Origin of the sequence: Streptomyces alboflavus (assembly GCF_000716675.1) — a bacterium.
In the GTDB taxonomy this organism is placed as follows: Bacteria; Actinomycetota; Actinomycetes; order Streptomycetales; family Streptomycetaceae; genus Streptomyces; species Streptomyces alboflavus.
In genome coordinates this window covers 216,846-242,328 of sequence record NZ_JNXT01000002.1, presented here as the reverse complement: position 1 = coordinate 242,328, position 25,483 = coordinate 216,846, and the positions used below count along the sequence as shown (strand labels likewise).

Sequence of the window (25,483 nt, the reverse complement as noted above, 5' to 3'; positions counted from 1 at the left end):
CGTTCGGCCGTGACGGCCGAACGCGCCACCGGGCTCGCGTGGACCGCGAGGCCTACAGCGGCTGTACCGAGATGTTCCGGTACCGCACCGCGTTCGCGTGGTCCTGCAACCGGATGGCGCCGGCCGTCGGGCCCTCGGGGTCCCCCGCTCCCGTCGGCCCGTCGATCGCCACGTTGTCGTGGACCTTCACGCCGTTCCACACCAGGGTGACGCGCGCGTCCTCCGTCTTCTTGCCGCTGTCGTCGAAGCGGGCGGCGCGGAAGGTGATGTCGTAGGTCTGCCACCTCTCGGGTGGTTTCGCCGCGTTGGTGTCGGGGGCCTTCTTCTTGTAGATCGCTCCGGCCTCGTCGTCGGCCGGGGAGTCGTCGCCGTAGGAGTCGAGGATCTGGATCTCGTAGCGCTCCTGGAGGTAGACGCCGCTGTTCGCCCGGTCCTGGCCGGTCACGTCCGGCGGCAGCTTCGGCAGCCAGAACTCGACGTGCAGCTTGAAGTCCTGGAACGCCTGCTTGGTGCGGATGTCGCCGCAGCAGACCTCCATCGCGCGGTCCCCGACGAGCGGCCACTGCGGGGTGCGGCCGTCGGTGTGCTGCCAGGGCGAGCGGTCGGCGCCGTCGAAGAGGGTGGTCCTGGCGCCCTGCGGGTGGACGGACAGGAGATCGAGGTTCAGGTGGCCGGTGTCTCCCTCGTCATGGCGGTACGTGATGGTGTTGGCGCCCGCCCGCAGCTTCAGGCGCTCGGTCCGCGTGGACCACTTGTCCCAGGTGCCGGTGGAGTGGAGCTTCACCTGCCGCACCTTCTCGCCGTTGACGTGGACGCTCAAGGTCTTCGTCCCCGCCTCCGGATACGGGCCGTTGGCGTAGCGCAGGCCGACGTCGTAGGTGCCCGCCTTCTTCGCCCGGACGTCGAAGGTGGTGGCGGCGCCCTTGGTGCCGTAGCCGTCGACGAAGCCGCTGCCGGAGTACGCGCCGTGGTTGTTGTTCGTCCTGGCGCCGCCGTCGAGCCGGGCCTCCTCCGCCTCGTACAGGGACTGCGGGGCGGGCTTCACGCCGGGGATGCGGTTCAGGGTGTACCACGCCTCGGTGGACCACAGGCTCTTGCCGCCCTCGGCGGTGAAGGGGCGGGGCGAACGCACATGGACGACCCGGTCGGACTTCAGGCCCGGGATCTCCAGGGTGACCTTCTTGCGGTCGGACGACAGCGTCGCCGCGCGCACCGGCAGGGTCTCCTCGTCCACCTTGGGGCCGCCGTAGGCAGCGGTCGGTACGTAGCGCCACTGCGCGACCTGGTAGCGGGCGGCGAGCTTCTCGGCCGTCGCCTGGGACACCGGCTTGGTGTACTCCATCTCGAAGCCGGTCCGTGTGGCCCGCATGGCCTTGATGTCGAAGGCGTCGTCGCCCTGGGGCGTCAGCTTCTGCAGGCCGTGCTTGAGCTTGCCCGGCTGGCCCCAGTTGCCCCCGGCGCCCAGACCACCCGCGTACAGGGCGCCGTCGGGGCCCGTGCTGATCCGGTTGACCCCGGCCTCCAGGCCCTGTGTGAAGCGGAAGACCGCTCCCTGGTACTCGCCGCCGACCTTCTCCAGGGACGCCCGCTGCACGCCGCCGTACGTCACGTCGCCGAACAGCAGCTGCCCCGCGAAGGTGCCCTCCTTGAGGAGGATCGGGGTGCTCGGCGAGTTGCCGATCTCGTTCTGCGGCAGCCACAGCACGGGCCGTGTGACGGGCTTGTCGTCGAACGGCCCGTCGGGGTTCATGTGATGGTTGAAGAAACGGCCCTGCTTGACGTGCAGGAGCTTCGACGACGGCAGCCAGCCGCCCTGGTTGTCGGTGGCGAACAGCTCGCCGTCGGGTCCCCAGCCGATGCCGTTGGGGGTGCGCAGGCCGCCCGCCACGTAGGAGACCTCGCCGGTCGCGCGGTTGACCTTGATGGTGGTGCCGCGGTTCTTCGCGGGCTGCGGATCGGTCGTGGCGCCGCCGAGGTTGATGGCGACGGACAGGTTCAGATAGAAGAAGCCGTCCCGGTAGAGCAGGCCGAAGGCGAACTCGTGGAAGTTCTTGCCGAACGGCCAGGTGGCGACGGTCTCGTAGGCGTCCGTGACGTCGTCGCCGTCGTCGTCCTTCAGCCGGGTCAGCTCGTGTTTCTGGGAGACGTAGAGGGAGCCGTCGACGTACTTGAGGCCCATCGGCTCCTTGAGGCCCTCGGCGACCTTCTTGGTGGTCACCTTCTCGGGCCCGGTGCTGCCGGTGACGTGGTCGAGGAGGTAGACCTCGCCCTTGGTGTTGTCGGTGCCGCCCCACGTGGCCACGGCGAGGCGGCCGTCGGGCAGCCAGTCCATCGCGGAGACCTGCGGCTCGAAGCCCTTCGGCCTGAGGTCGGTGAGCCGGTAGTCGGGGTGGACGCCGTTCAGCGGCAGGCCGTCGCCCGGCGTCTCGGTGGAGCCCGCGCACTCCTTGCGTCCCGGCGCCGTGACGCGCACGACGCCCTTGTCGGTGCTCAGGACCGAGTTCGGCACGACGGCGAAGTCACCGGCGCCCGGCGGCTTCCAGGAGAGCGTGACCTGCTGTTCGCCGCCCGCCTCGAAGTGCTCGATGAGCAGGGCGTGGTACCCGGCCGTCAGCTCGACCGTGCCGTCCTTGGGGCTCGGCCCGTGCTGGCCGTCGTGGTCGATGACCCGCTTGTTGTCGATCAGCAGCCGGGAGCCGTCGTCGCTGGTGAGGCGGAAGGTGTAGGTGCCGTCCTGCGGGACGTTCAGGTTGGCGATGGTGTGCGAGACGAAGTTGTCGGCGAGGCCGCCGAAGTCCGCGGCCTCCTTCCAGTCGACGACCGGCTTCAACTCGTCGACGTTCGGGGTCTGGCCGGGCTTGAGCTCGCACAGCTTGTTCAGGGGCTGCTGCATGTCGTAGACGCGCTGGGTGACCCCTGGCTCCTGGGGCGGGAGTTCGACGAAGGGGCTCGGGTCGTCGTCGGCGGCGGGGGCGGCCGGGGCCTGGGCGGGGGCCGCCCAGGCGGCTCCGGTGACTCCCGTGGCCCCGGTGAGTCCGGCGAGGAGGGATCCGACGGCCAATAAGCTCAAGCGAGTACGGAATCTTCGGTACGACCGTGCGCTCATTGCTGCTCCCGGCAGGTGATGAGGCGAAGGGACCTGGCGTTCCGGCCACCTGTGCGCGGGGGGGGCATCCGGCGCCACCGGGGCTCCGGGCGCGTGCGGGTGACTTGGGGCGGGACGCTAGTCAGCTTTCATCGAACCCGGAACCCCTTGCGCGACAGGGAACGCAACTTTTTCTCGCGGGAGGACAAAGCGCGGCCCGTGGAACCGGTGGGGCGGGGGCGCGGCCTCCCCCGCCCCACCGGGCACGCAGTCGTCACCGGCCCCGCGGTCAGGGAGCGATGCCCACGCCCGGGATCCGCCCCCAACTCCGCTCCCGCGCCGCCGTCATCGCGGGCCAGGAGTGACCGCCGGGGCGCGCCCGCACCCGTGACGCGTACTCCCGCGGCACGAAGCGGGGATCGTAGAAGCAGCCCGTGCCGTACGTCGCGTCGAAGGCCGGGCAGGACGCGGCCACGGACGCCGGGGTGGGCTTCCTGCCCTTGCGCACCCAGGTGTCCAGTGCGGCAAGGGAGTTGGCGTACTCGGCCGCGCTCAGCCCGCTGTGCTCGTCCTCCCGCGTGAACGTCTGCACCAGATGCCGGTCCCGGCCCGCTCCGCGCAGCGAGGCGCGGTAGGCCGCCTCGTGCTCGACGAAGGCCGTCGGGTCGTCGATCGCGTGCAGCGTCAGCACGGGGATCGTGACCTTGCCCGTGAGGTCGCTGTCGTAGGAGAGGTCGCGGGCCGCGTCGGGATCGGCCGAGAACCGCCGCACCCCGGCGTTGAGGGCCTTGTCGTCGTGGGAGCCGGTGTAGCGCACGCCCTTGTTGCTGAAGGGGTTGCGGCCGCCGAGGCGCTTGTCGACGATGTCGCGGAAGGTGAAGGTCGCGAACTTCAGATGGGATGCCAGGGAGCGTTCCGGGATCCGGGTGACGGCGAGGATGTCGTCGAGGTTGCGCTCCTGTCGGGCCGTGCGGCCGGCGGGCGCCGCGCCCAGACCGGTGCACTCCTGGAGCCGGGCCTCCAGGTCGGCGCCGGTCATCGTGGAGTCCTTCGGCAGGCCGCTCCACAGCGGGTACTGGGGCTCGGACGGCCGGGGGTGGTTCTGGCAGTAGTACTGGTAGACGACGCGCAGGTCCACGCGGTAGTCGTAGCCGCGCGAGCCGCCGCCGAGGACGCCGTTGGTGAGCAGCGCGCCGTCGTAGGGCCGTCCGCCGCGCGAGCCGTAGGTCTCGACGGCCTTGGCGGCGACATCACCTCCCCAGGACTGGCCGTGCAGGTAGGTCTTCCGCGGCTTCTTGAACTCGCGCACGAACAGCTTGCGCAGGTTCTCGGTGCCCGCGGCCGCCATGCGCGTGCCGTAGCCGCCCCGGCGGTAGGACGAGCCCGCCCAGGCGTACCCCTCGGCCACCATCACCGACCAGCGGTCGAGGTCGTCCACGCTGCGCTGTGGGTCGGACCGGGCGCCGAGGTCGGGGCCGCCGTGGGCGTGCAGGACCAGTGAGCCGTTCCAGTTTCGGGGGACGGCGATGGTGTAGTACGCGCCGTTGCCGTCCCTGCCGGTGTAGCAGGCGGCCTTCGTGCCCACGCTCTCCGGGCAGTCCGTGGGGCGGGGACCTCCGGGGTCGGCCGTGGTGGCGGGCGCGGGTCCCGCGAGGCCCGCCGCGAGGACCACGGCCATGCCACCGGCGAGGACGGCGGCGTGCCCCCTCCGGTGGGACGTGCGTGCACGGCGTGGTCGTCGTGCGGTCAGCCAGTTGCCCATGAGTCGTCCTTCCCCGGGCCTCCAGGCGCGGCCCTCGCGCGGAGGGCTCGATGCTAGGCACCGGTGAAGTGGCGTACGAGGGCTCGGGGATTGCGTTCATATTGATCTCCGCGGCGGGCCCGGACCGATCCCCGGGGCCCCGGACCGATCCCCGCGGCGCCGGACCCATCCCCATGGTCACCCCATGACGATCTCCACGGTCACCCGGCCGGCACCTCACCTCCGGCTCAGGACGTCACGGCACCCACCCCCGCCAGGCGCTCCGCCAGATACCGCTGGAACTGCCACAGCGGACGCTCCAGATGTGAGAAGCGGCCCCCCGACGGCGCCGGATCGGTGGCCAGGCCGCGCTGCACACCGCGCACCGCCACCACGTCCTCCGCCTGGATGACCTCGATCTGCTGTCGGGACGCCTCCACATAGGCGTCGTAGCCGGGCCGCTGCTTGGCCTCCGCGGGGACCAGGACGGTGAAGACCGCGTCATGGGCGCCCGGGCCCCTCGGGATCCAGCGTGCGAACGCCACGCTGTCGGGCATCAGGGCCATCACCATGTTCGGGAAGACGCCCGCGACCGTCATGCCGGAGAGCTGGCGCATGCCGAGCCCGGGGATGAGGGTGCCGACCAGGTCCATGCCGTCCGGTCCCTGCGGGATCTCCATGTCGGGGGCGAACGGGGTGTACATGCTGAACCCGCGCCCCTCGCACTCGTCGACCACGGTGTCCTTGCCGGGGAGGATCCGCTCCAGGGTGTCGGCGTGCGCACCCATGTGGTGGTAGTTCTCAGAACCGTTCTCGAACGCAACCTTCCAGTTCGCGGGGACGCCGTCCCAGCGGGCCGTGAACCCGACGTCCAGGTCCTCGATCCCGTACGGCGCCACCGTGGCTTCGAGCGCGCTCAGCTGCGGGGCGAGCGGGGCCGCGTCCGGGTCCGCGCTGACCATCAACAGGCCGTGCCAGACCTCCAGGCGGTACCGGGGAAGGCGGCAGGCGGCGCGGTCGAACTCGACCTTGTTCATCAGGGGCGCGCCCGCGAGCTGCCCCGCGAACTCGCCGTTCAGGCGGTACGTCCAGGTGTGGTACGGACACGTGAGGCGTTTGAGCGAGCCCTGGTCAGGGGTCGTCTCGGGCGGCAGGACGTCCATGAAGCGGTGGCGGCACACCCTCGACAGAGCGTGTAGGTCGCCGTTCTCGTCGCGGGTGATGACCAGGGGCCGCCCGAGGTCGTCCGTGCGCAGATAGTCACCCGGCGCGGCGACCTGTGAGACATGGCCGACGCAGATCCAATCGCTGCAGAAAACGCGGTCCTTCTCCAACTCGTGGAAGTCCTCGCTGGTGTAAGCCCGGGCGGGCAGGGTCTCGCCGCGCTCCAGGGGCAGCTCGGCGAGCCGGGCCAGTTCACCGAGCAGGGCGGGAAGCGCGCCGTGCGGGGATCCGTGGTGCGGGGAGGGACGTCCGTCGTACGGGGAGGTGCGCGGAGAGTCGTGCGGGGAGTCGTGCGGGGAGTCGTGCGGGGAGGAGACTCCGTCGCGCGGGGAGGTGAGTCCGTCGTGCAGCATCGTGGCACCGCCTTCAGTCCGGGATCTCCTTTCATGCTCCGCCGCGGCCGACGGAGCGGGATCGACAGGCTGAACGACATTCGGGTACATCCTTCGGCTGACCCGGGCAATCCGGATGTCCGATGCACGAGAGACAGGCAATCGACGTAAACTCACCCTCTCGCGTAAAGGTCTAGGCCAATGAATGACGCGCGGGGCACGGGAGGCGGGGGTCAACACCGGACGGCCACGCTCCGCGATCACCTCAAACCCCCTGCCTGTGCAGCACATTTGAGCACACACCGGCATGGAACGGCTCCTTGACGCGGTTGATTGGTATAGGCCAATATCCACCTCGTTCGCACCGCTTTCGATGCGGTCGACCGATCCGCCGATCCGCCGATCCCGCACCCCGCTCCTCCGGAGGTCCCTCATGGCAAGCGACAGCCACCCGCGCCTCACCCGGCTGGCCAACTCCGTGCTCCAACCGGGCTTCGCGGGCACCACCGCCCCGGACTGGGTGCGCCGCCGGATCGCCGACGGGCTCGCGTCCGTCGTGCTCTTCGGCCGCAACATCGAGAGCCCCGAGCAGGTCGCCGCCCTCACCGCGGCCCTGCGCGCCGAGAACCCGGACCTGATCGTCGCCATCGACGAGGAGGCCGGCGACGTCACCCGCATCGGCGCCCGCACCGGCGCCTCCTGGCCGGGCAACCTCGCGCTCGGCGCCATCGACGACCCCGAGCTCACCGAGCAGGTCGCCCGCGACATCGGCCGCCAACTGCGGGCGATCGGCGTGTCGTTGGACTTCGCGCCCAGCGCCGACGTGAACTCCAACGCGATGAACCCGGTCATCGGCGTCCGCTCCTTCGGGGCCAGCACGGACGTGGTGGCCCGGCAGACCGCCGCCTGGATCCGCGGCCTGCAGTCCGTCGGCGTCGCCGCCTGTGCCAAGCACTTCCCCGGCCACGGCGACACCGACGTCGACTCCCACCACGGCCTGCCGCGGTTCACGGCCGACGCCGACGAGATCGCCCGGACCGCCCTGCCGCCGTTCGCCGCCGCGATGGACGCGGGCGTCCGCGCCGTCATGACCGCACACATGCTCGTCCCGGCCCACGACGAGGAGATGCCCGCCACGCTCAGCGCCCCCATCATCAACGGCCTGCTGCGCGAGCAGCTCGGCTTCACCGGCCTCGTCGTCACCGACGGCATCGAGATGGGCGCCGTGACCGGCCCGTACGGCATCACGGGCGCCACCGTCCGCGCGGTCGCCGCGGGCGTGGACGCGGTCTGCGTCGGCGGCGAGAGCGCCGAGGAGTCCACCACCGTCGACCTCGCCGACGCCCTGGTGCGCGCGGTGCTCGACGGCACGCTGCCCGAGGAGCGCCTGACCGAAGCGGCCGCGCGCGTGGGCGAGTTCGCCACCTGGTCGACCGCCCTCGCCCGGCAGACGGACCCCGAGGCGGACGCCACCGACATCGGCCTGGTCGCGGCCCGCCGCGCCGTGCGCGTGCATCGCAGCGGCAACGGCGCCGAGCTCCCGCTCGCGGCCGACCCGCACGTCGTCGAGCTCTCCCCCACCATGAGCCTCGCCGTCGACGGTGCCACCCCGTGGGGCGTCGGCGAGCCGCTGCGCGCGCTGCGCCCGGGCACGACGTCCGTACGGATCTCGGAGTCCGAACTGACCGGACAGGACGACCTCCTCGACCGTCTCGCCCTGGCCCCCGCGAACGGCCGGGACCTGATCGTCGTCGTCCGTGACGCGGCCCGGCACCCGTGGATGTCCCAGGCGCTCCAGGGCCTGGTGCGCCGCCGCCCGGACGCCCTGGTGGTGGAGATGGGGGTTCCCGCGGGCGAACAGGTCGGCGCGGTCCACGTGACGACGTACGGCGCCACGCGGGTCTCCGGCATCGCCGTCGCCGAGGTGCTCGCCGGCGCCTCCTGAAGCCCGGGGCGGCCCGGCGGCAGGCCGCCCCAAGCCTCCCCGCAGTCGCCGACGCGACCCCGACGCAGCCGCCCACGCAGCCGTCCGGAAGGCCTTCCCACCATGCCCGCAAAGCCCTTGTGGGCAGCCCTTAAGGGCACACTTCCGGGCGGCGCGCCTGGCCACCGGCGCGGCAACACACCCGGTTCGGGCGGGGGTTGACTTCGCCCTTGGTCTAGTCCATCTTTGGTGGAAACCGAAGCTGGTCTAGTCCACTCCGGGAGGGTGTGCGCCGGACCCAGGAGTCCGGTGCGGGCCCCCACCGCGCAGCGGGGCGACCGGCATCGCGCGCCCACCGCGGGCCTCTTGCCCCGGGAGCGGCGTCGAGTACGAGGAGGTAGCACCACCGGCTCTGTCGACACCGAGCACCACGGCGCCCGCGCCACCGGCACGACAGTGCCCCGCAGCCCTGCCACGCCGCTGCCCCTCCTCCCACCGCGCCGCCCGCCCCGGACGCACCTCGCCGAGGGCGCGGCCGGGCGGACCACGACCGAGCACCCTTCGGCCCGCGATCCGCCGACGCGATCCGCACGCCATGCCACCACCGTGGCCCCGGACCGACCACCCCCACGCCACGGCAGCCGCACCGACCGTCCGTCACCCCTCTCGCCCACCCCCCCCCCGCACACCGCGTCCCATGCGGTCGGCGGGAAACGAACCCGCACGCACTCCGACCTCGGACCGACCCGGGCACGTCGTTTCGCGACGCCCCGCGACCGGACGCCCGCGTCCGCCGCGCCGCGTGCCGCCCCGGTCCCGCCGGTCCGGCGGGCAGTGTCGCTCCCGGACCGCGACGACGGCAGCGCCTCGGCCGTTCTCGTCGCCGCCTCTCCCGCGAGGCCTCCCCCCATGCGCGAAACCGCCGGGCCGCAGCCCCCTCCTGCCCTTTCGCCGTGCCCACAAGTGCCCCTTCACCGCGTCCCAGCAGCCCTGGAGGACCCCGCATGTCCACCCCGTACGAATTCCTGCACCGAGCCGCGTCGGACCGCCCGTACTTCAGCTCCGACGGCGAGACGTACCTGGCGCAGTTCCCGCTGAACGAGATCAAGAAGACGCACCCGCTGCGCGTCCTCACCGAGGAGCAGTTCGCCTCCTGGCAGACCTACGGCTACGTGGTGGTCCCGGAGGCGATATCCAGCGAGGCCGCGAGCCGTCTGCTCGACTTCACCTGGGAGTTCCAGGGACTCGACCGGTCCCGGCCCGACACCTGGTACGAGGAGCGGGAGTTCAGCACCGACCTGGAGCGGGACCTCTACATCTACGGCTTCGTGGAGGCGTACCACCACCAGCTGATCTGGGACAGCCGCCAGACGCAGCGGGTCTACGACGCGTTCGTCGACGTGTGGGACTGCGAAGAGCTGTGGGTGACCCTCGACCGGCTCAACCTCAACCCGCCGAACGTCAAGAACCGTGACCGCGCGCTGATCGCACCCACGGAAGAGGGCTTCGACATCGAGCTGCACTGGGACGTCGACTCCACGCGCGGGGTGCTGCCGCAGCGGGTGCAGGGCATCATCGCGCTCCACGACACCCAGCCGGAGCTCGGCGGTTTCCAGTGCTCACCGGAGCTGTTCCGGCAGTTCGACCGGTGGAAGCTGGACCAGCCCACGGACCGCGACCCGATCCGTCCGAACACCGACCGGGCCGAATTCGCGGTGGTACGGCCCGAGTTGAAGGCGGGCGACCTGCTGATCTGGAACGGCATGCTGGCGCACGGCGTCGCCCCCAACACCTCTGACAACGGTGTCCGCTCCGTGCAGTACCTCTCCATGATGCCGGCGCTCGAGGAGAGCCACACGCTGCGCAAGTCGCGCGTCGAGTCCTGGCGGAACCTGTCCACGCCGGACTGGAACGCGACGCTCGTCGGCGACGCCACGAAGCACGAGTCCGAGCGCTACGGCACGGCCGAACTCACCGAGCTCGGCGAGAAGCTCCTCGGCCTCCGTTCCTGGCACCCCGACAACGCCCAGTGGTGAAGCGGAGAACCGCCATGCGCAAGATCTGCCTGACCCTGCCCACCAACCGGGCGTGCACCGCGATGATCGTGGCCCTGCTCCAGGAGGCGGAGTACGCGGCCCGCACCTTCGACGTCGAGGTGCACGTACTGATCCTTGACTCCTCAGGACCCGCGACCTTCGCCGAGCACGCCCGCGCCGCCCGGACGGCGCCCGCCGCCGCCGGGATCGTGGTCCATCACCTCGGCGAGGACGAGCAGCGCGACTTCCTGCGGGAGGTGATCGCCGCGGCGGGTGCCGTGAAGCAGGACCTGCTGCTCGACCTGATGCTGCCCGACGCCGTGTCGTACGGCGCCTGCACCAACCGGGCGTTCCTCATCGCCGCCGCACTCGGCTGCGCGTCGGTGCACCGCAGGGACTCCGACAGCGACTACCAGGTCCTGGGCGGCAAGCCCGTCTACCCCGTCCACCACGAGCTGATGTCCCTCGGCAAGCGCGCGGCCGACGCGGCCGCGGGCGTCACCGGGAGCGACCTCGCGGCGGAGCACGCGGACAAGCCCGTGGTGCTCGTGGGTTCGTCGTTCATCGGTGAACTGTCCGTGGACATCGGTGAGATGCGCGACCTGGACCGCGAGGTCTACCACGACGTCGTCAGCCTGTGGGCGCCGTCGGAGTGGTCCGCGGAGCAGAAGCGGGAGCTGGTCGACGAGTCCTTCCGGGGCGCGGGCCACGACCCGTTCACGGGCGACCGCGCCGACCTGACCCTCGTCGACCCCATGCGGGTCGACATGTGCAACGTCAGCTTCCACGGAGTGCACGAGCGGGTACCGCTGCCCCCGGCGACCGACACCATCGGCAGCGACTACTTCCTGCTGCATCTGGTGTACGACGCCACGCTGCCCGGGGTCGTTCACAACCGCAACATCGTGAACTTCTACACGGGCGAGCGCAGGACCGAGTCCGGCTTCGTCGCGTACCAGAACCGGTTCGTGAAGTTCTTCCTGTCGATGCTGTACCTCAACCACGTCTACGCCGAGATGACGGCGGCCGGGCCGGACCTGCTCGACGAGCACCACGAGGTGCGCGCGCCGCGGATCGCCGAACTCGTCCGGGAGAGCACCCGGTTGGACACGGCGGAGAACGTGGCTCGGCTCGACGCCCTCGATCGTTCCTACCGGAAGCTGGGCGGCAAGTACGCCGCGTTCGCCGACACCCTCGTGCCCCGGCGCGGGCGGCTGCTCGACGAGGCGCGGCAGGACATGGAGGACTTCGCGCTGCTCATCGAGGGCTGGGCGGCGCTGGTCCGGGCGAGCCGGTCCACACGCCTCGGCCGACGGCACGCGTAGCGGAACAGGGCATTCACCATGTACGAAACGACCAACCTGCGGGCGGCCCTGGCGGCCGCGACGGAGGACCAGATCGTCTACGACCTCCCCGGCATCGCGGACCGGCACGACTCCCTGGTGCGGGAACTGCCGGGCGTCGCCGTCCGGTTCGCGATGAAGGCCTGTCCGGTCGACGAGGTGCTCTCCTGCCTCGCGGGGCGGGGCGCCGGGTTCGACGCGGCGAGCCCGCACGAGATCGCGCAGGCTCTCGCCACCGGCACGCCGGCGGACCGGATCCACTACGGCAACACCATCAAGTCCGACCGCCACATCGCCGAGGCGTACGACCTCGGCATCAGGGACTTCGCGACGGACAGCGTGGAGGACGTCCGCGCGCTCGCGGCGCTCGCCCCGGGCTCGCGCGTGTTCTGCCGTCTCGCCACCGACGGCGAGGGCGCCCTGTGGGGGCTCAGCCACAAGTTCGGCTGCTCCCCCGCCGACGCCCTGCGGGTACTCTCGATGGCGCGGGCCTCGGGCCTCACGCCGTCGGGCCTGTCCGTGCACGTCGGTTCCCAGCAGATGACGGCCGAGGCGTGGCGCACCGCGTTCGACCGCATGGCCGACGTGCTCGCGGCCCTGGAGCGGCGCGGCATCCGCCTCGACCACATCAACCTGGGCGGCGGCCTGCCCGCCCTCGGCTACCGGGACCGCTTCGGCAGGCCCCTCGACCCGCCCCTGGACAAGATCTTCGCCGTGATCAGGGAGGGCATGCAGCGCCTGCGGGCCGTCACCGGGACGCCGCTGGACTTCGTCATCGAGCCGGGCCGCTATCTCGTCGCCGACCACGGCGCCGTCCGCGCCCATGTGTCGCGCCTGTCCGCGCGCGAGCAGGTCAGCGGGGAGCGCCAGCACTGGCTGTACCTCAGCTGCGGCAAGTTCAACGGTCTGTACGAGATGGACGCGCTCCAATACACGCTGGTGTTCCCCGAATACCGGGGAAGCGACTACGTCCCGGCGGTCGTCGCGGGCCCCACCTGCGACAGCGACGACGCGTACAGCCACGAGGGCAGCCTCGTGCGGGTGCCGCGGAGCGTCGCGTCGGGTGACCCGGTGTGGATCCTGTCCTCCGGCGCGTACGCGGCGAGCTACACCACGCAGGGCTTCAATGGCTTCGGCCCGCTGCCCTACACGTGGATACGCGACGAGGGCGACGCCGCGCCCCTCGCCACCTCGGCGGGAGGTCGCGCGCGATGACCCACGACGCACGTATCCGGCTTCGGCACATCGCCGACGGCGACTGGGACGGCATCGCGGCGCTGGAGGCCGAGGTGTACGCGCCGCTCGGGCTCTCGGAGGGCCGGGCCGCGCTGGAGTCACGGGCGCGGGCCTCGCCGAGCACCTGCTTCGTGCTCGACGGCCCGGAGGGGCCCGCGGGGTATCTGCTCGCGCTGCCGTATCCGCCGTTCGAGTCGCCGGACCTGGCGCGGGCGGAGGAGCCCGCGCCCGGCACCGACCCCGGCTCCCCCCAGGCCCCCGCTCCCCCCGCCTTCCCCTCCGACAATCTGCACCTGCACGACCTCGTCGTCGCCGAGGACTTCCGGGGGCGCGGGCTCGCCCGGCGGCTCCTGCGGCACCTGGCGACGACCGCGCGGTCGCAGACGTACGAGCAGATCTCCCTGGTCGCCGTCGCGGGGAGCGAGACCTTCTGGTCGGCGCAGGGGTACCGGGCCCATCGGGAGATCCCGCTCCCGGGCAGTTACGGCACGGACGCGGTCTACATGTCCGCGGCGGTGCCGGAAGGACGAAGAGGCTGAAGACGCTGATGCAAAGATCGTTCGTTCGCGATGAGTTCCGGCGCGCACAACTGGCCATCGCGGCGCTGTTCTGCGTCCTGGGCTTCCAGTACGCCACGTGGGCGGCCAGGCTGCCCGCGCTCAAGTCCCGGCTCGACCTGTCCGAGGCCGAGCTGGGGCTGCTCCTGATGGCCTGCGGTGTGGGCGCCGCGGCGTCCTTCCCGCTGGTCGCCGCGCTCACCCGGCGCTGGGGCTCGCGGCGCCTCGCGCTGGTGTCGGCCCTGTTCCTCGGCGTGCTCCTGCTCGCCCTCGCCGCCGCGCCCAACTACCCGGCCGCCCTCGTCGTCATGTGCGCCGACGGCGTGGGCGTCGGCTGTCTGAACGTCGCCATGAACGCGCAGGGCGCCGCGCTCGAGGCCCGGCACGACCGGACCGCCATGTCGCAGCTGCACGCGACCTTCAGCGCCGGTTCACTGGGAGCCGCGCTGCTCGCCTCCGGCATGAGCGCGCTCAGTTCGTCGGTGGCGCTGCACTTCGGTGTCGCCACCGTGCTGGTCCTGCTGTTGACGCTGTTCGCCCAACCGGCGCTGCTCCCGGACGAGAAGCCCGCGGACGCGGCCGCGGAGTCGGCCGCCGACGGGGCCGCCGGACCGGGCGCCGACGCGCCGGGGAAGGAGGCCCGGCGCCGTTGGAGCCTGCCCGCCCGCGTGACGCTGTGGATGGGCGGCGCCATGGTGTGCGGCACCGTGGCGGAGGGCGCCATGAACGACTGGTCGGCGCTCTACATGAAGGAGGTCGCCGACGCGTCGGCGCGCCTCGCGCCGCTCGGCATCGCCGTGGTCTCCGTGATGATGGTCCTCGCCCGGCTCTTCGCCGACGGCTGGCGCACCCGCTTCGGCGACGGCCGCGTCGTGCGCGTGGGCAGCCTCCTGGCCGCCGCGGGCCTCGCGTTCGCCCTTCTCGCCGGTGGTGTCGTACCGGCCCTGATCGGCTTCGCCTGCATGGGCCTCGGCATCGCGGCCGTCACGCCGTGCGTGTACGTGGCCGCGGCACGGCAGGGTTCGGAGGCGTTGGCCCTGGTCGCCGCGATGGGCACGACGGGCCTGCTCGCGGGTCCGCCGCTCATCGGTTTCCTCGCCCACGGCACGAATCTGGTCTGGGGCATGGCGGCGGTGGCGGTCTCGGCGTCGCTGGTGTCGGTGTGCGCGGCGCGGATCGGGTGGCCCGCGGCCGCGGCGCGGGGAGCGGAGGTGGAGGCGAAGGCGTGAGGGAGGCGGTGGGCTGCCTCGGGGACGGGGTGGCCCACCGCGAGCGAAGGGGCCGCTACGGGTTGCAGTTGAGGACGCTGCCCTCGTTGACGCGGCAGATGTCGTTGCCTTCGCCCCCGTCGACTTCGCCCTCGTTCAGGAGGACCTGGATCTCGTCGTCACCGGGATTGCCGTGGACCCTGCCCTTGGCGCCGTCGATCTCGTCGTTGACCGCGACGATGACGTCGTCGTTGCCCGCGCCGCCCTGGATCAGGCCGATGCTCGCCTCCTCCAGCCTGATGGTGTCGTCCCCGTTGCCGCCGTTCATGACGCCGGCATGGTTGAACGTGACCCGGATCGTGTCGTTGCCGTCGTGGCCGAAGATGACGTCCCCGGAGACCAGGCGGTCGCACCGGATGTTGTCGTCGCCGGTCGTTCCGTAGATCTCCGGGCCGGACTGGGGCCGGCCGTTGACGACGCAGTTCTCCGCCGCGGACAGCGTGTCGCCGGGGGCCGCGAAGGCGGTGGTGGGCCAGGCGAGCAGCGCGGTCACGGCTGCGAGTCGGGCCACCCGGTGGAAGGTCGTACGGCGCGGACGCCTGTAGTGGATGCTCATGACGCGAGCATCGACCGGACCTGCGGCGCTGTCACCGGGGCGGAAGCCGACGTCACCCGCATGTGGCGCCCGTTCATCCCCTTGGGTGACATGGTCCGAGCCCTGCTCAGGCCACGGCCCGCGCCTTTGACCGGCAAGCGGCCACCGCCTCCTCGGGCGTCATGGCGGCCCCGCGTCGGTGCGCCGCCCCGTACGCCTCCTCGTCGAGGGACGCGCGTACCACCGCGGTGATCCGGTCGACGTCCCCGCGTTCGGCGGGCGGCAGGGGCATGCCGACCGATTGCCGCGCCGTGTGGGCCGCGCCGAGGAGGACGGCGGCGCACACCGGGCGGCCGTCGGCGGCGTGGGCTCCGGCCAGGCCTTCCAGGGCGAAGGCCAGGGCGCGTGCGTCGCCGGTGTTGCGGGCCGCGGCCCAGCCCTCCAGGTGGAGGCGCAGGGATGCCGCCGCGTCGCCGCGCTGTTCGGCGACGAAGCCGAGTTCGGCGAGGACGAGTGCGATGCCCGGTTCGAAGGACATGCGGGTCTGCCACCGGAGGACGTGGCGGAGCTGGGTCTCGGCGGCGTCGAGGCGGCCCGCGCGGCGGGCGCCGAGGGCGAGGCCGGTCTCGGCGCGGATGACGCCCGGCTTGAAGCTGTGCTCGGCGGCGATCCGCATGGCCCGTTCGTGGAAGGCGCGCGCCGCGTCGTGGTCCCCGGTGAGGGTGGCGGTGCTGCCGAGGCCGCAGAGCTGGTCGGCGGCCTCGGGCCACAGGCCGAGGTCCTCGGCGATGCGCAGCCCCTCTTCGTGCAGCCGTGCGGCCCGCGGGTAGTCGCCGGTCATCTGGGCGAGCCCGGCGAGGGGTTCGACGGTGAGCAACTGCCCCCAGCTGTCGCCGAGTACGGCGAAGAGGGCCGCGCTCTGCCGCCCGGCGACCGCAAGAGTGCCGAGGTCGCCGCGGACATGGGCCTGGTTGGCGCGGACGCACAGGGCCGCGGCGAGGCCCCACCGGTCGTCGAGGGCGCGGAATCCGTCGAGGGCGAGGCGGATCAGTTCCTCGCTGGCGGCCTGGTCGCCGACGCCGAACAGGGCGAAGCCGAGGAACCACTGGGCGCGGGCGCCCTCGCGCCGGTCCGTGATGTCCTTGGAGAGTTCGACGGCGCCCCCGTTCCACTCCGTGCGGTCGGAGCCGTCCCCGACGAGGACCGCGAACCCGGCCTGCCAGGCCCGCGCCCGGGCCCGGGCGGAGACGACGGGCTCCGGGGGCGCGGCGGTTCCCGCGTGCCGGCTGGACGTGCCCAGTGCGGCTTCGAGGGATCTGACGGCCTCCCTGAGGCGCCCCCTCAGGAACCAGTACCAGGCGAGCGCGTTCACCAGGCGCAGCGCGTGCTGTTCGGCGCCGTCGCGCACGGCCTCGTCGAGGGCGCGGCGGAGGTTGGCGGCTTCCGCGTCCAGGAGCCGCAGTCGGCGCCGCTGGTCGTGGCCGCGCAGGTGGGGTGCGGCGCGTTCGGCGAGCGCGAGGTAGTGGTCGCGGTGCCGTCGGCGTACGGGTCCGGCCTCGCCCGCCTCCTCCAGGCGGGCCGCGCCGTAGTGCGCGACGGATTCCAGGAGCCGGTAGCGCAGCCCGTCGCCGGTGTCGGCCGCGACGACCAGTGAGCGGTCCACGAGGCGGGCGAGCAGGTCGAACACGTCCTCGGGGAGCAGGCCTTCACCCGCGCACACCTCCTCGGCCGCCGCCAGCGTGCAGCCGTCGGTGTGCGCGGCGAGCCTGCGGAGCACGGTCTGTTCGGGCGCGGTCAGGAGCTCCCAGCTCCAGTCGATCATCGCGCGCAGGGTCTGCTGTCGGGGCGGGGTGCCCCGGTGGCCGGTGCCGAGCAGCCGGAACCGGTCGTCGAGCCGGGCGACCAACTCCCGTACGCCGAGCGCCCGTACGCGGGTTGCGGCCAGTTCGAGGGCCAGCGGGATGCCGTCGAGCCGACGGCAGACCGTCGCGACGTCGTGGGCGTTGTCCGCGTCGAGGCGGAAGCCGGGGGCCGCGGCGGTGGCCCGGGCGACGAAGAGCCGCACGGCGCCTGCGCGGGCCACGGCCGCGACGTCCGCGTCCCGTGCGGGGTCGGGCACGTCGAGCGGCGGCACGGCCCAGATCGCCTCGCCGGGGATGCCGAGGGGTTCCTGGCTGGTGGCGAGGATCCGCAGGCCGGCGGCGCGGTGCAGCAGTGCGGAGGCCAGGTCGGCGACGGCGTCGACCACGTGCTCGCAGTTGTCGAGGACCAGCAGCAGCCGTTGGCCGCCGAGCGCTTCGGCGAGCCGGTCGGCCGGTGCGGCGGGGCTGCCCGGGGCGGCCGTTTCGGATGCGGTCTCCTCGCGGATGCCGAGCGCGGCCATGACCGCCTCCGCGACGGCGTGCGGGGCGTCCGCCGGTTCCGTACGCCCTCGGGGCGCGAGCTCGACCAGCCGGACCCCGTCGGGGAAGTCGTCCGCCGCCTGCTCCGCCACGGCGAGCGCGAGCCGGGTCTTGCCCACCCCGCCCGCCCCGGTCAGCGTCAGCAGCCGTACCGAGCCGAGCAGGGACGTCACCTCGGTCAACGCGTCCTGGCGGCCGATGAGTTCGGTGAGGGGCACGGGCAGGTCGGGGCGGGGGCCGGGAGCGGGAGGCGGGCCGGGAGCGGGAGGCGCACCCGGAGCGGGAGGCGCACCGGGAGCGGGAGGCAGTGCAGGAGTGACAGGCGGTGCGGGAGTGAGAGGCGGTGCGGGAGTGAGGGGCTGTGCGGGCACCACCGGCCCACCGAGCGCCGGGTCCTGCTCCAGGATCGCCTGGTGCAGGCCGACCAGTTCGGGGCCGGGGTCGAGCCCCAGCTCGTCCGCGAGCCGGACCCTCAGCTCCCGGTACGAGGCCAGCGCGTCGCCCGGCCTGCCCGCGCCGTGGAGCGCGCGCATCTGCACCGCGCGCAGCCGCTCCCGCAGCGGATGCTCCGCGACGAGCGCGTCCAGTTCCCCGACCACGTCGCCGTACGCGCCGAGTGCGAGGCGCGCCTGCGCGTACTCCTCCACCGCCGTGAGCCGGGCCTCCTCCAGGCGGGCCACGACCGGCCGCGCGCACGGCATGTCCGCGAAGCCCGCGTACGCCGTACCGCGCCAGAGCCCGAGGGCGTCCGCCAGGAGCCCCGCGCGGACGGCCGGGTCGTCGGCGGCTCGCGCGCGGGCCGTCAGCGCGCCGAACCTGCCCGCGTCGACGCTGTCCCGTTCCGCGCGCAGCACATAACCGCTCTCCTGAAGGGCCAGGAGGTCACGGCCGCGGGGCTCGGCGTCCTCGAAGGCGCGCCGCAGTTGCCACACCTTGGTCTGCAGGGCCGCCGCGGGCTTGCCGGGCAGGTCCTCCTCGCCCCACAGGTCGTCGATCAGCCGGTCCGCGGACACGGGCCGCCCGTCGTGCGCGAGCAGCGCGGCCAGCAGGGCGCGGGTCTTGGGTCCTGGCACGGTGACCGGGTCGCCGTCCGCCGTCCACACGGCCAGTGGTCCGAGCACCCCGAATCGCATGACGTCACGGTAACTCAGCGCTGTGACCAGCGGGATGGCGGGCGTGAGTGCGCGGTGAGCGCACGGAGAGCGGTTCGTGAGTGCCCTGCCGCAAGCTGACATCCGCCCCGGCGATCAAGCCCGGGAGGGAGCACCCTCCACCCCCTGCGAAAGGCGCACCATGACCGCGTCGGACACACCGAACACACCGAAGACGGCGAAGACGGCGAAGACGGCGAAGACGGACGACGCGAGGGAGTCCGCCTCCGCGGCCGTCGCGACGTCCACGAGCACCGCGACGCCCGCGCCCCCCACGCCACGTGCGACCTCCGATGCCCCACCAGAGGCGGAGCGCAGAGCGGGGCCGAGGGAGTGGCTCGGCCTCTTCGTGCTCACGCTGCCCACGGTCCTGTTGGCGCTCGACGCGACCGTCCTGAACCTGGCCGTGCCCGACATCAGCGCCGACCTGGGGCCGAGCAGCACCCAGTTGCTGTGGACGGTCGACATCTACGGCTTCATGATCGCCGGTTTCCTGGTCACGATGGGCACGCTGGGCGACCGGATCGGCCGCCGCAGGCTCCTGATGGCCGGGGCCCTGGGCTTCGGCCTCGCCTCGGTTCTTGCGGCGTGGTCCACCAGCCCCGAGATGCTGATCGTCGCCCGGGCGCTGCTCGGCCTCACGGGCGCCACGCTGATGCCGTCCACGCTCGCGCTGATCAGCAACATGTTCAAGGACCCCCGGCAGCGCGGGGTGGCCATCAGCGTGTGGGTCACGTGCTTCTCCGTGGGCATCGCCGTCGGCCCGGTCCTCGGGGGCCTGCTCCTGGAGTGGTTCTGGTGGGGTTCGGTGTTCCTGCTCGGCGTGCCCGTCATGGTCGTGCTGCTTGTGGCCGCGCCGCTGCTGCTCCCGGAGTACCGGGATCCGGCGGCGGGGCGCGTCGACGCGGCCAGCGTGGTGCTGTCCCTGGCGACGGTGGGTCCCGGCATCTACGGCGTCAAGCGGCTCGCCGAGCACGGCGTCGACGCCCTCGCCGTCGCGGCGCTGCTGACCGGCGCGGTCTTCGGCGTGCTCTTCGTGCTCCGTCAGCGCCGTCTGACCGACCCGCTCCTCGACCTGCGGCTGTTCCGGAACCGGGCGTTCAGCGCCGCGCTGCTCGTGCTGCTCCTCGGCCTGGGCGTGATGGGCGGGCTCTACCTCTTCATCACCCAGTACCTGCAGCTGGTCGCGGGGCTCTCGCCGCTCGAGGCCGGTCTGTGGCTGCTGCCCGCCGCGGTCGCGCTGATCGTCGCCTCGTCGCTGACTCCGGCGCTGGCCCGGCGGATCCGTCCCGGGTACGTCGTCGGGGGCGCCCTGCTCGTCTCAGTGGTCGGCTACGCCCTGATCACGCAGGTGGACAGCGGCGGCGGGCTGCCCCTCCTGGTGACCGGCTTCGTCCTCGTCTACACCGGCATCAGCCCCATGATGGCCCTCGGCACGGATCTGGTGGTCGGCTCGGCCCCGCAGGAGAAGGCGGGTTCGGCGGCGGCGATGTCGGAGACGGGCATGGAGTTCGGCATCGCCCTCGGCATCGCCGGTCTCGGCAGCATGGTCACGGCCGTCTACCGCGACGGGACAGCCGACACCCTTCCCAGGGAACTCCCGGAGGACGCCGCGCACGCGGCCCGCGACACGCTCGCCAACGCGGATGCCGTGGCCGACGAACTCCCCGGCCCACTCGGCGCGGAACTTCTCGAACCCGCGCGGGAGGCCTTCACCGGCGGCCTGAACGTCGCCGCCGGGGTCGCGGGCGCCATCGTGGCGGCGCTTGCGGTGGTGGCGATGGTGCTGCTGCGGCAGGTACGGACGGGGTTCGAGGAGGGGGCCGAGGGCGAGGGCCCGGAGGCCGCCGAAGCCGCAGAGACGTCCGGCGGTGCTTCGGAGGCGAAGGTCGCCGTGGGCGAGGGCCGCTGACGACGGACCGGCGAGGGGGTGGTGTGGTGGACGGCGGATGCGCGGCGTCCACCACACCCCCTTATTGCCGCCACACCGCCCTTATTGCCGCCCAACGTCACGCGACCACCTCCCCCGTCACCGCTGGAGAGCGAGATGGAATCGCGTGTAGTCCGCGAACTCCGCCGCCCGCTCGAAGCCCAGGCGCCCGAGCAGCGCCACGCTCCGGTCGTTCCCGTGCGTCACCCCGGCGTAGATGTCCGTCGCCGCGAGTTCGCGCGCCGCGTGTGCGTACAGCGCCGCGCATGCCGCCGTGGCGCGGCCCGCGCCCTGGTGGGCCTCGTCGATCCAGTAGCCGGTGCCGTAGTTCGGCGGGTCGACGGCGATGAGGTCGACGCGGCCGATCAGTTCGTCGCAAAGGCGGATGCCGTAGCGCAGATCGGGGGCGGGGTTGTCGGCCAGATGCGCGCGAACCCAGGCCGGGGTGGCACGGCTCTCGTCCTGGTAGTCGCCGAGTCTGCTCAGGTGCTGCCGGTTGCGGTCCAGGAGCGCGTAGTACGCGTCGGCGTCCTCGGCGGTCAGTGCCCTGAGCACCAGGTCCGGCAGCTCCGTGGGGAGGTCGGGGACCCGGTCGCGGGGAGTCGCGGATTTCGTCACGCCGCCGAACGTACGGGGGCGTGAGCCCGGGGCTCAACAGGATTACGGGGCCGGGTGGGTGACCTCCGGGCGCACGGTCCAGATCGAGCCGAGCGGGGTGAGACCCAGGCCCCGGGCGACCGCCCGGCCCTCGGCGGTGGAGACCAGGACGGGCAGCGGGCCGGGGGCGGGGAGTCGCGCGGGGAAGATCCAGGACGGGGCGCGCGACGCCGGGCCCCAGCGCCAGCAGCCGGGCCCGCGGCGACCAGGCCCAGACGGCGAGGACGGTCGCGTCCCGCACGGCGGGCGGTTCCCCCGAATTCCGGTACGAGTCCGTGGATCGCGTCGACCTCCAGGGCGAGCAGCCGTGCCTCGTCCCTGATCGGCGCGCCTCCCTTCGCCCCGCCCCTGCTCGACATCCCCTCAGGTCAACTCCGCAGGATCTTCAGGGCCTTGTCGAAGGCCGAGTCCCTGTTCTTCTCGAACTCCTCCTCCGTGAAGACCGGTTCGGCCAGGTGCGGGGGGATGCCGGGGCCGTCGAAGCTGGTGCCCGACCTGGTCAGGAACTCCTCGTTCGGCAGCCATGTCCCCATGCCGCTGATGGGCAGCCTGCGCGGCAGGACGTCCGAGAACACGCCCTGGGTGGGCTGCCCGATCCGCACGGCCTTGCCGGGCCGGTCGATCAGGGCCTGGACGAACGTCTCACCGGCGCTCACCGTCGACCCGCCGGTGAGGACGGCGAGGGGTCCGGTGTAGCGGGGTGCGGCGGCCGGCGTGACGCGAACAGGCTGCGGGCGGGTGTGCCGCGTGGGGTCGGCGGGGTCGTTGCGGGCGCGCTTGGAGTACGCGACGTAGCCGGTGTCGGTGAGGCGTCCGGCGAGATGCACGCCCAGCGCGTCCGAGCCGCCGCCGTTGATCCGCAGGTCGATGACGAGGCCGCGCAGCTTCCGCGTGCGGTCCTCGGTGAAGACGGCGTCCAGCGCCCGGTCCAGCTCGGCGAGCTGCGCGGCGTACGGGGCGCCGTCGCCCGCGTACCCGCTGAAGCCGGAGATCCGCAGATAGCCCTGGCCGCCCGGCAGGTCGGCGTAGGTGATGCGGCCCTTGGCGAAGTCCTGGACGTGCTCGGCGTCCTTCAGGTCGCGTGCGAGGACGAACTTCTTGACCCGGGCGTCCAGTTCCTCGCTGGGCGGCACCGTGCCGGACCGGCCCCGGTTGAAGTACCGGTCGCCGTACCCCACCCCGGAGTGCATGTCCTCGAGCGGGTCGAGCATCTCGGAGAAGATCGCGAACAGTTCCTCGGGGGTCGTGTCCGCGTGCACCTTGGGGCGGTACCGGTCGCGCATCGCGTGCCAGTCGATGCCCTTGGCGGCGAAGAACGGGTAGTTCTCCTCGTACGACTGCCAGAAGACGTCGAAGGTCGCGACGGGGCCCGCTGGCGCCGGACCCGTGCAGGTGGCGGGGAGCTTCCCGACGCGCCGCAGCTCCTGGTGGCCCGTGGTGCCGTCCATGTGCAGGATCGCCCGGTCCCGGCCGGGCCCCGCGCGCAGGGTCAGGCCGACGCCGTTCCCGTCGAGGTAGCGCCCCGGGCCCGTCCGCTTCGCGACGTCGCCCTTGAGGCAGCTCACGGACGTGGTCTCGTACTCCTGGAGCACGCCGTCACGAATCGACCACACCGCCCCATAACCATCCACACGCCATATTCCGGATTTCGGCGATTCTGTCCCAACCGCCGCCGGTGCGGAGTTCGCTGGTGTGACAGCTGTCGCCGCCCCCGCGGTGAAGCCCGACCCCAGGGTGAGAGTCAGGGCCGCCATCGCAGCCGTCGTCACCCTTCGCATATGCATTCCTCCCGTTTCGGCGTTTCGCCTCTTTCGAGAGCATGTCCCGGCCTTCACAGCCGAGAAACGTGACCCGGCTCTCAAAGCAATCGCTTCGCTTTCTGTTATGCCGCCCCAGCCCGCAGGATCTCCCCATCAGCGCGGCCACACAGGCACCACAGGAACCAGGAGAGGGGAGCGTCATGCAGCACGACCGGCAGAGCCCGAGCAGGCCGTCCGCGCTGCGGCGGGGGCGCCTCGCGCACCCCACCCGCGCGTGCGGCGCGTACCCGCGGCACGGCGCGCTCCTCGCTCCCACGGAGCGGGTCCCGACCGGCCCCGCACTCGTACCGCCGCCGACGGCGGGCACCATCCACCTGACCGCCCCGACCGATCTCCTCCCGCGCACGCACCCCGGCGCCCCGCCCCCGGGCCACGCCGACCCGCTCGTTCCCCCTGCCAGTCCCCTTCCGACCACACCGAGGCGTTCCCCCACACCATGAATCCACAAGATCCGTCAGACCCGCTGTCCCCTCCGCACCCCGCCGACCCCACGGCGCCCGGCGGCCCCTACCCCCACCACCCCGACCCGTACGCGTACGACCCCGGCACCGGCCCGGGCCAGCCGTACGCCGCGCCGCACGGCGCCGACGCGCACCTCGCCGACGACGTCACCTCGATATCCCCGGCCGCGTCCGGCGCCCCGGGTTCCCGTGCCGAGCTGCGCCAGCGGCGCACCACGCGGCGCCGTCGGCAGGCCATCGCCGCGGGCGCGGGCATCGCGGCGATCGCGGCGCTGACCGCCGTCATGCAGTGGGGCTCGGACGGCTCCGACACCCCCGAGAAGACCGCGGCCGCGGCCGCCATGGACACGGACACGGGCGAGCCCACGCCGTCGAGCGAGCCGCCGTCCGCCACGCCGAAGGCGAAGAAGTCCACGTCCGCTTCCCCGTCGAAGCCCGCGGAGCCGAAGAAGTCCACGTCCGCGAAGCCGTCGAAGAAGCCCGCGAAGACCCCGACGGCGAAGCCCGAGAAGACGAAGCCCCCGGCGCCCCCGAGAACGAGCCGCCCGACCCCGACACCGACGACACCCAAGGCCCCCTCGGGTTCGGCCTCGGACTCGACCGCACAGCAGGTGCTCAACCTGGTCAACGCCGAACGCCAGAAGGCCGGTTGCCGCCCGCTCACCACCAACAGCAAGCTCGCCACGGCCGCGCAGCGGCACTCCGCCGATATGAAGGCGCGCAACTACTTCTCGCACACCTCCCCCGACGGCACCGACCCGGGCCAGCGCATTACCGCGGCGGGCTACCGGTGGAGCACCTACGGCGAGAACATCGCCCGCGGCCAGCAGACCGCCAAGTCGGTCATGACCTCCTGGATGAACAGCTCGGGCCACCGCGCCAACATCCTCAACTGCTCGTTCAAGGAGCTGGGGGTGGGCGTCGTGAAGGGTTCCGGCGGACCGTGGTGGACGCAGAACTTCGGCGCGCGGTGAGCAGATGACCTCTCCGGTGTGACCACCGGACCCGCTCGGCGGGCGGCGACCTCCAGGCCTCGGCACGTGGTGGTCACCGCCCGCCGATCCGTGCCCGCTGCGCCCCGGTTCCGGACACAGGGGATGTCGCATTCTCACTCTTGGAGAAAGTCTGAAGGACGTGAAGAATCCGTGACCGTCCTGGCACGTAACTCGTGTGACATCCGTGAGGAGAAGCCTTGCGCCCGATCAAGTTGGCTCTGTCCCTCGGCGCCGCCGCCCTGATGGTGGCCGCCGGAGCGGCGAGCCCCGCCGCGGCCGCACCGGACAACAACGGAAAGGCGATGACCTGGACGCTGCTGGCCGACGGTCCCAGCGGCACGGTCCAGGTGGGCGGCGGCCCGCTCAGCAACGCGTACACCGGTGACACGGACATCAGCACGGCCCTTCCGGTGCTGTGCCTGAAGATCGACAACAGCGCCGCGCCCGCGGGCATCACCCCCGGTTTCTACGCCGGTTGGGCCCGCGGCACCGTCGCCGCGAGCAACCCGATCCGCGGCACCCGTCTGACCAGCCGCGCCGTCGCCGACAACGTCTGCGCGAACACCTTCGGCTCGGGCTGGCGGATGGCCGAGTTCCACGACGGCCGGTACGGACCGAACCTGGAGAGCTCCGGTGGCTGGAGCTTCTGGGCCAAGGGCGAGGTGCCCGCGGGCACCCGCTTCTGGACGGCGATCAACGACCAGCCGGCCAACCCCTGGAACTGAACCGCCCCCGATGGACCGCTCCGGCCCGCTGCCCCCAGCGGCGGGCCGGAGCCCCACCCGA

The 25,483-nt window shown here is 72.6% G+C and carries 17 protein-coding genes; 9 read left to right on the top strand and 8 right to left on the bottom strand.

Translation table 11 applies throughout. The annotated features are described in order from the left end of the window. Window positions 1-52 precede the first annotated feature (52 nt). From OO63_RS02545 to OO63_RS02535, 3 genes are all read right to left on the bottom strand, one after another. The gene (locus tag OO63_RS02545) at window positions 53-3,106 is read right to left on the bottom strand and encodes a 3-keto-alpha-glucoside-1,2-lyase-like domain-containing protein (protein ID WP_030356847.1); all 3,054 of its coding nucleotides are present in this window, start codon (window positions 3,104-3,106) and stop codon (window positions 53-55) included. 268 nt (window positions 3,107-3,374) lie between these two features. Beyond that, window positions 3,375-4,847 (bottom strand): hypothetical protein, encoded by a 1,473-nt coding sequence (locus tag OO63_RS02540; RefSeq protein WP_051810456.1) that lies wholly within the window; start codon window positions 4,845-4,847, stop codon window positions 3,375-3,377. Window positions 4,848-5,074: 227 nt separating this feature from the next. Then, window positions 5,075-6,403, bottom strand: a complete 1,329-nt coding sequence (locus OO63_RS02535; protein WP_030356849.1) for an aromatic ring-hydroxylating oxygenase subunit alpha — start codon at window positions 6,401-6,403, stop codon at window positions 5,075-5,077. 412 nt (window positions 6,404-6,815) lie between these two features. On the opposite strand from OO63_RS02535, the gene OO63_RS02530 reads away from it, so the two are divergent. From OO63_RS02530 to OO63_RS02505, 6 genes are all read left to right on the top strand, one after another. Further along, window positions 6,816-8,327: a glycoside hydrolase family 3 protein gene (locus OO63_RS02530; protein WP_030356850.1), complete on the top strand. Its 1,512-nt coding sequence runs from the start codon at window positions 6,816-6,818 to the stop codon at window positions 8,325-8,327. 983 nt (window positions 8,328-9,310) lie between these two features. Further along, window positions 9,311-10,342 (top strand): YbiU family protein, encoded by a 1,032-nt coding sequence (locus OO63_RS02525; protein WP_030356851.1) that lies wholly within the window; start codon window positions 9,311-9,313, stop codon window positions 10,340-10,342. Window positions 10,343-10,356: 14 nt separating this feature from the next. Beyond that, entirely contained in the window at window positions 10,357-11,667 is a 1,311-nt protein-coding gene (locus OO63_RS02520) for a DUF6271 family protein (RefSeq protein WP_030356852.1), read from the top strand. Between the two features lie 18 nt (window positions 11,668-11,685). Beyond that, on the top strand, window positions 11,686-12,900 hold the full coding sequence (locus OO63_RS02515) for a type III PLP-dependent enzyme (RefSeq protein ID WP_030356853.1): 1,215 nt from the start codon (window positions 11,686-11,688) through the stop codon (window positions 12,898-12,900). Beyond that, on the top strand, window positions 12,897-13,460 hold the full coding sequence (locus OO63_RS02510) for a GNAT family N-acetyltransferase (RefSeq protein ID WP_030356854.1): 564 nt from the start codon (window positions 12,897-12,899) through the stop codon (window positions 13,458-13,460). The genes OO63_RS02515 and OO63_RS02510 overlap by 4 nt, the downstream gene beginning before the upstream one ends. A gap of 8 nt (window positions 13,461-13,468) precedes the next feature. After that, on the top strand, window positions 13,469-14,707 hold the full coding sequence (locus OO63_RS02505) for an MFS transporter (RefSeq protein WP_030356855.1): 1,239 nt from the start codon (window positions 13,469-13,471) through the stop codon (window positions 14,705-14,707). A 55-nt stretch (window positions 14,708-14,762) separates the two neighbouring features. Here the strand turns inward: OO63_RS02505 and OO63_RS02500 are convergent, their stop codons facing one another. The 3 genes from OO63_RS02500 to OO63_RS45850 form a co-directional block, all read right to left on the bottom strand. Continuing rightward, window positions 14,763-15,302 carry a calcium-binding protein gene (locus OO63_RS02500; protein WP_030356856.1) on the bottom strand — a complete coding sequence of 180 codons (540 nt, stop codon included), beginning with the start codon at window positions 15,300-15,302 and terminating at the stop codon, window positions 14,763-14,765. A 106-nt stretch (window positions 15,303-15,408) separates the two neighbouring features. Then, window positions 15,409-18,816, bottom strand: a complete 3,408-nt coding sequence (locus tag OO63_RS02495) for an AfsR/SARP family transcriptional regulator (protein ID WP_051810455.1) — start codon at window positions 18,814-18,816, stop codon at window positions 15,409-15,411. A 114-nt stretch (window positions 18,817-18,930) separates the two neighbouring features. Further along, window positions 18,931-19,191 (bottom strand): hypothetical protein, encoded by a 261-nt coding sequence (locus OO63_RS45850; RefSeq protein WP_169786590.1) that lies wholly within the window; start codon window positions 19,189-19,191, stop codon window positions 18,931-18,933. Between OO63_RS45850 and OO63_RS02485 the strand changes: the two genes are divergently transcribed. Then, window positions 19,184-20,746 carry an MFS transporter gene (locus OO63_RS02485; protein ID WP_199819445.1) on the top strand — a complete coding sequence of 521 codons (1,563 nt, stop codon included), beginning with the start codon at window positions 19,184-19,186 and terminating at the stop codon, window positions 20,744-20,746. The two genes, OO63_RS45850 and OO63_RS02485, sit on opposite strands and share 8 nt — an antisense overlap. Before the next feature lie 117 nt (window positions 20,747-20,863). On the opposite strand, the gene OO63_RS02480 is transcribed toward OO63_RS02485, so the two are convergent. After that, a complete protein-coding gene (locus tag OO63_RS02480) occupies window positions 20,864-21,382 on the bottom strand; it encodes a GNAT family N-acetyltransferase (protein ID WP_030356859.1) in 519 nt (172 codons plus the stop codon). Window positions 21,383-21,789: 407 nt separating this feature from the next. Then, the gene (locus OO63_RS02475; protein ID WP_234311051.1) at window positions 21,790-23,199 is read right to left on the bottom strand and encodes a S41 family peptidase; all 1,410 of its coding nucleotides are present in this window, start codon (window positions 23,197-23,199) and stop codon (window positions 21,790-21,792) included. Window positions 23,200-23,677: 478 nt separating this feature from the next. On the opposite strand from OO63_RS02475, the gene OO63_RS45255 reads away from it, so the two are divergent. After that, window positions 23,678-24,676 (top strand): CAP domain-containing protein, encoded by a 999-nt coding sequence (locus tag OO63_RS45255; protein ID WP_051810453.1) that lies wholly within the window; start codon window positions 23,678-23,680, stop codon window positions 24,674-24,676. A 218-nt stretch (window positions 24,677-24,894) separates the two neighbouring features. Beyond that, window positions 24,895-25,422, top strand: a complete 528-nt coding sequence (locus tag OO63_RS02465; protein WP_051810452.1) for a hypothetical protein — start codon at window positions 24,895-24,897, stop codon at window positions 25,420-25,422. Window positions 25,423-25,483 lie beyond the last annotated feature (61 nt).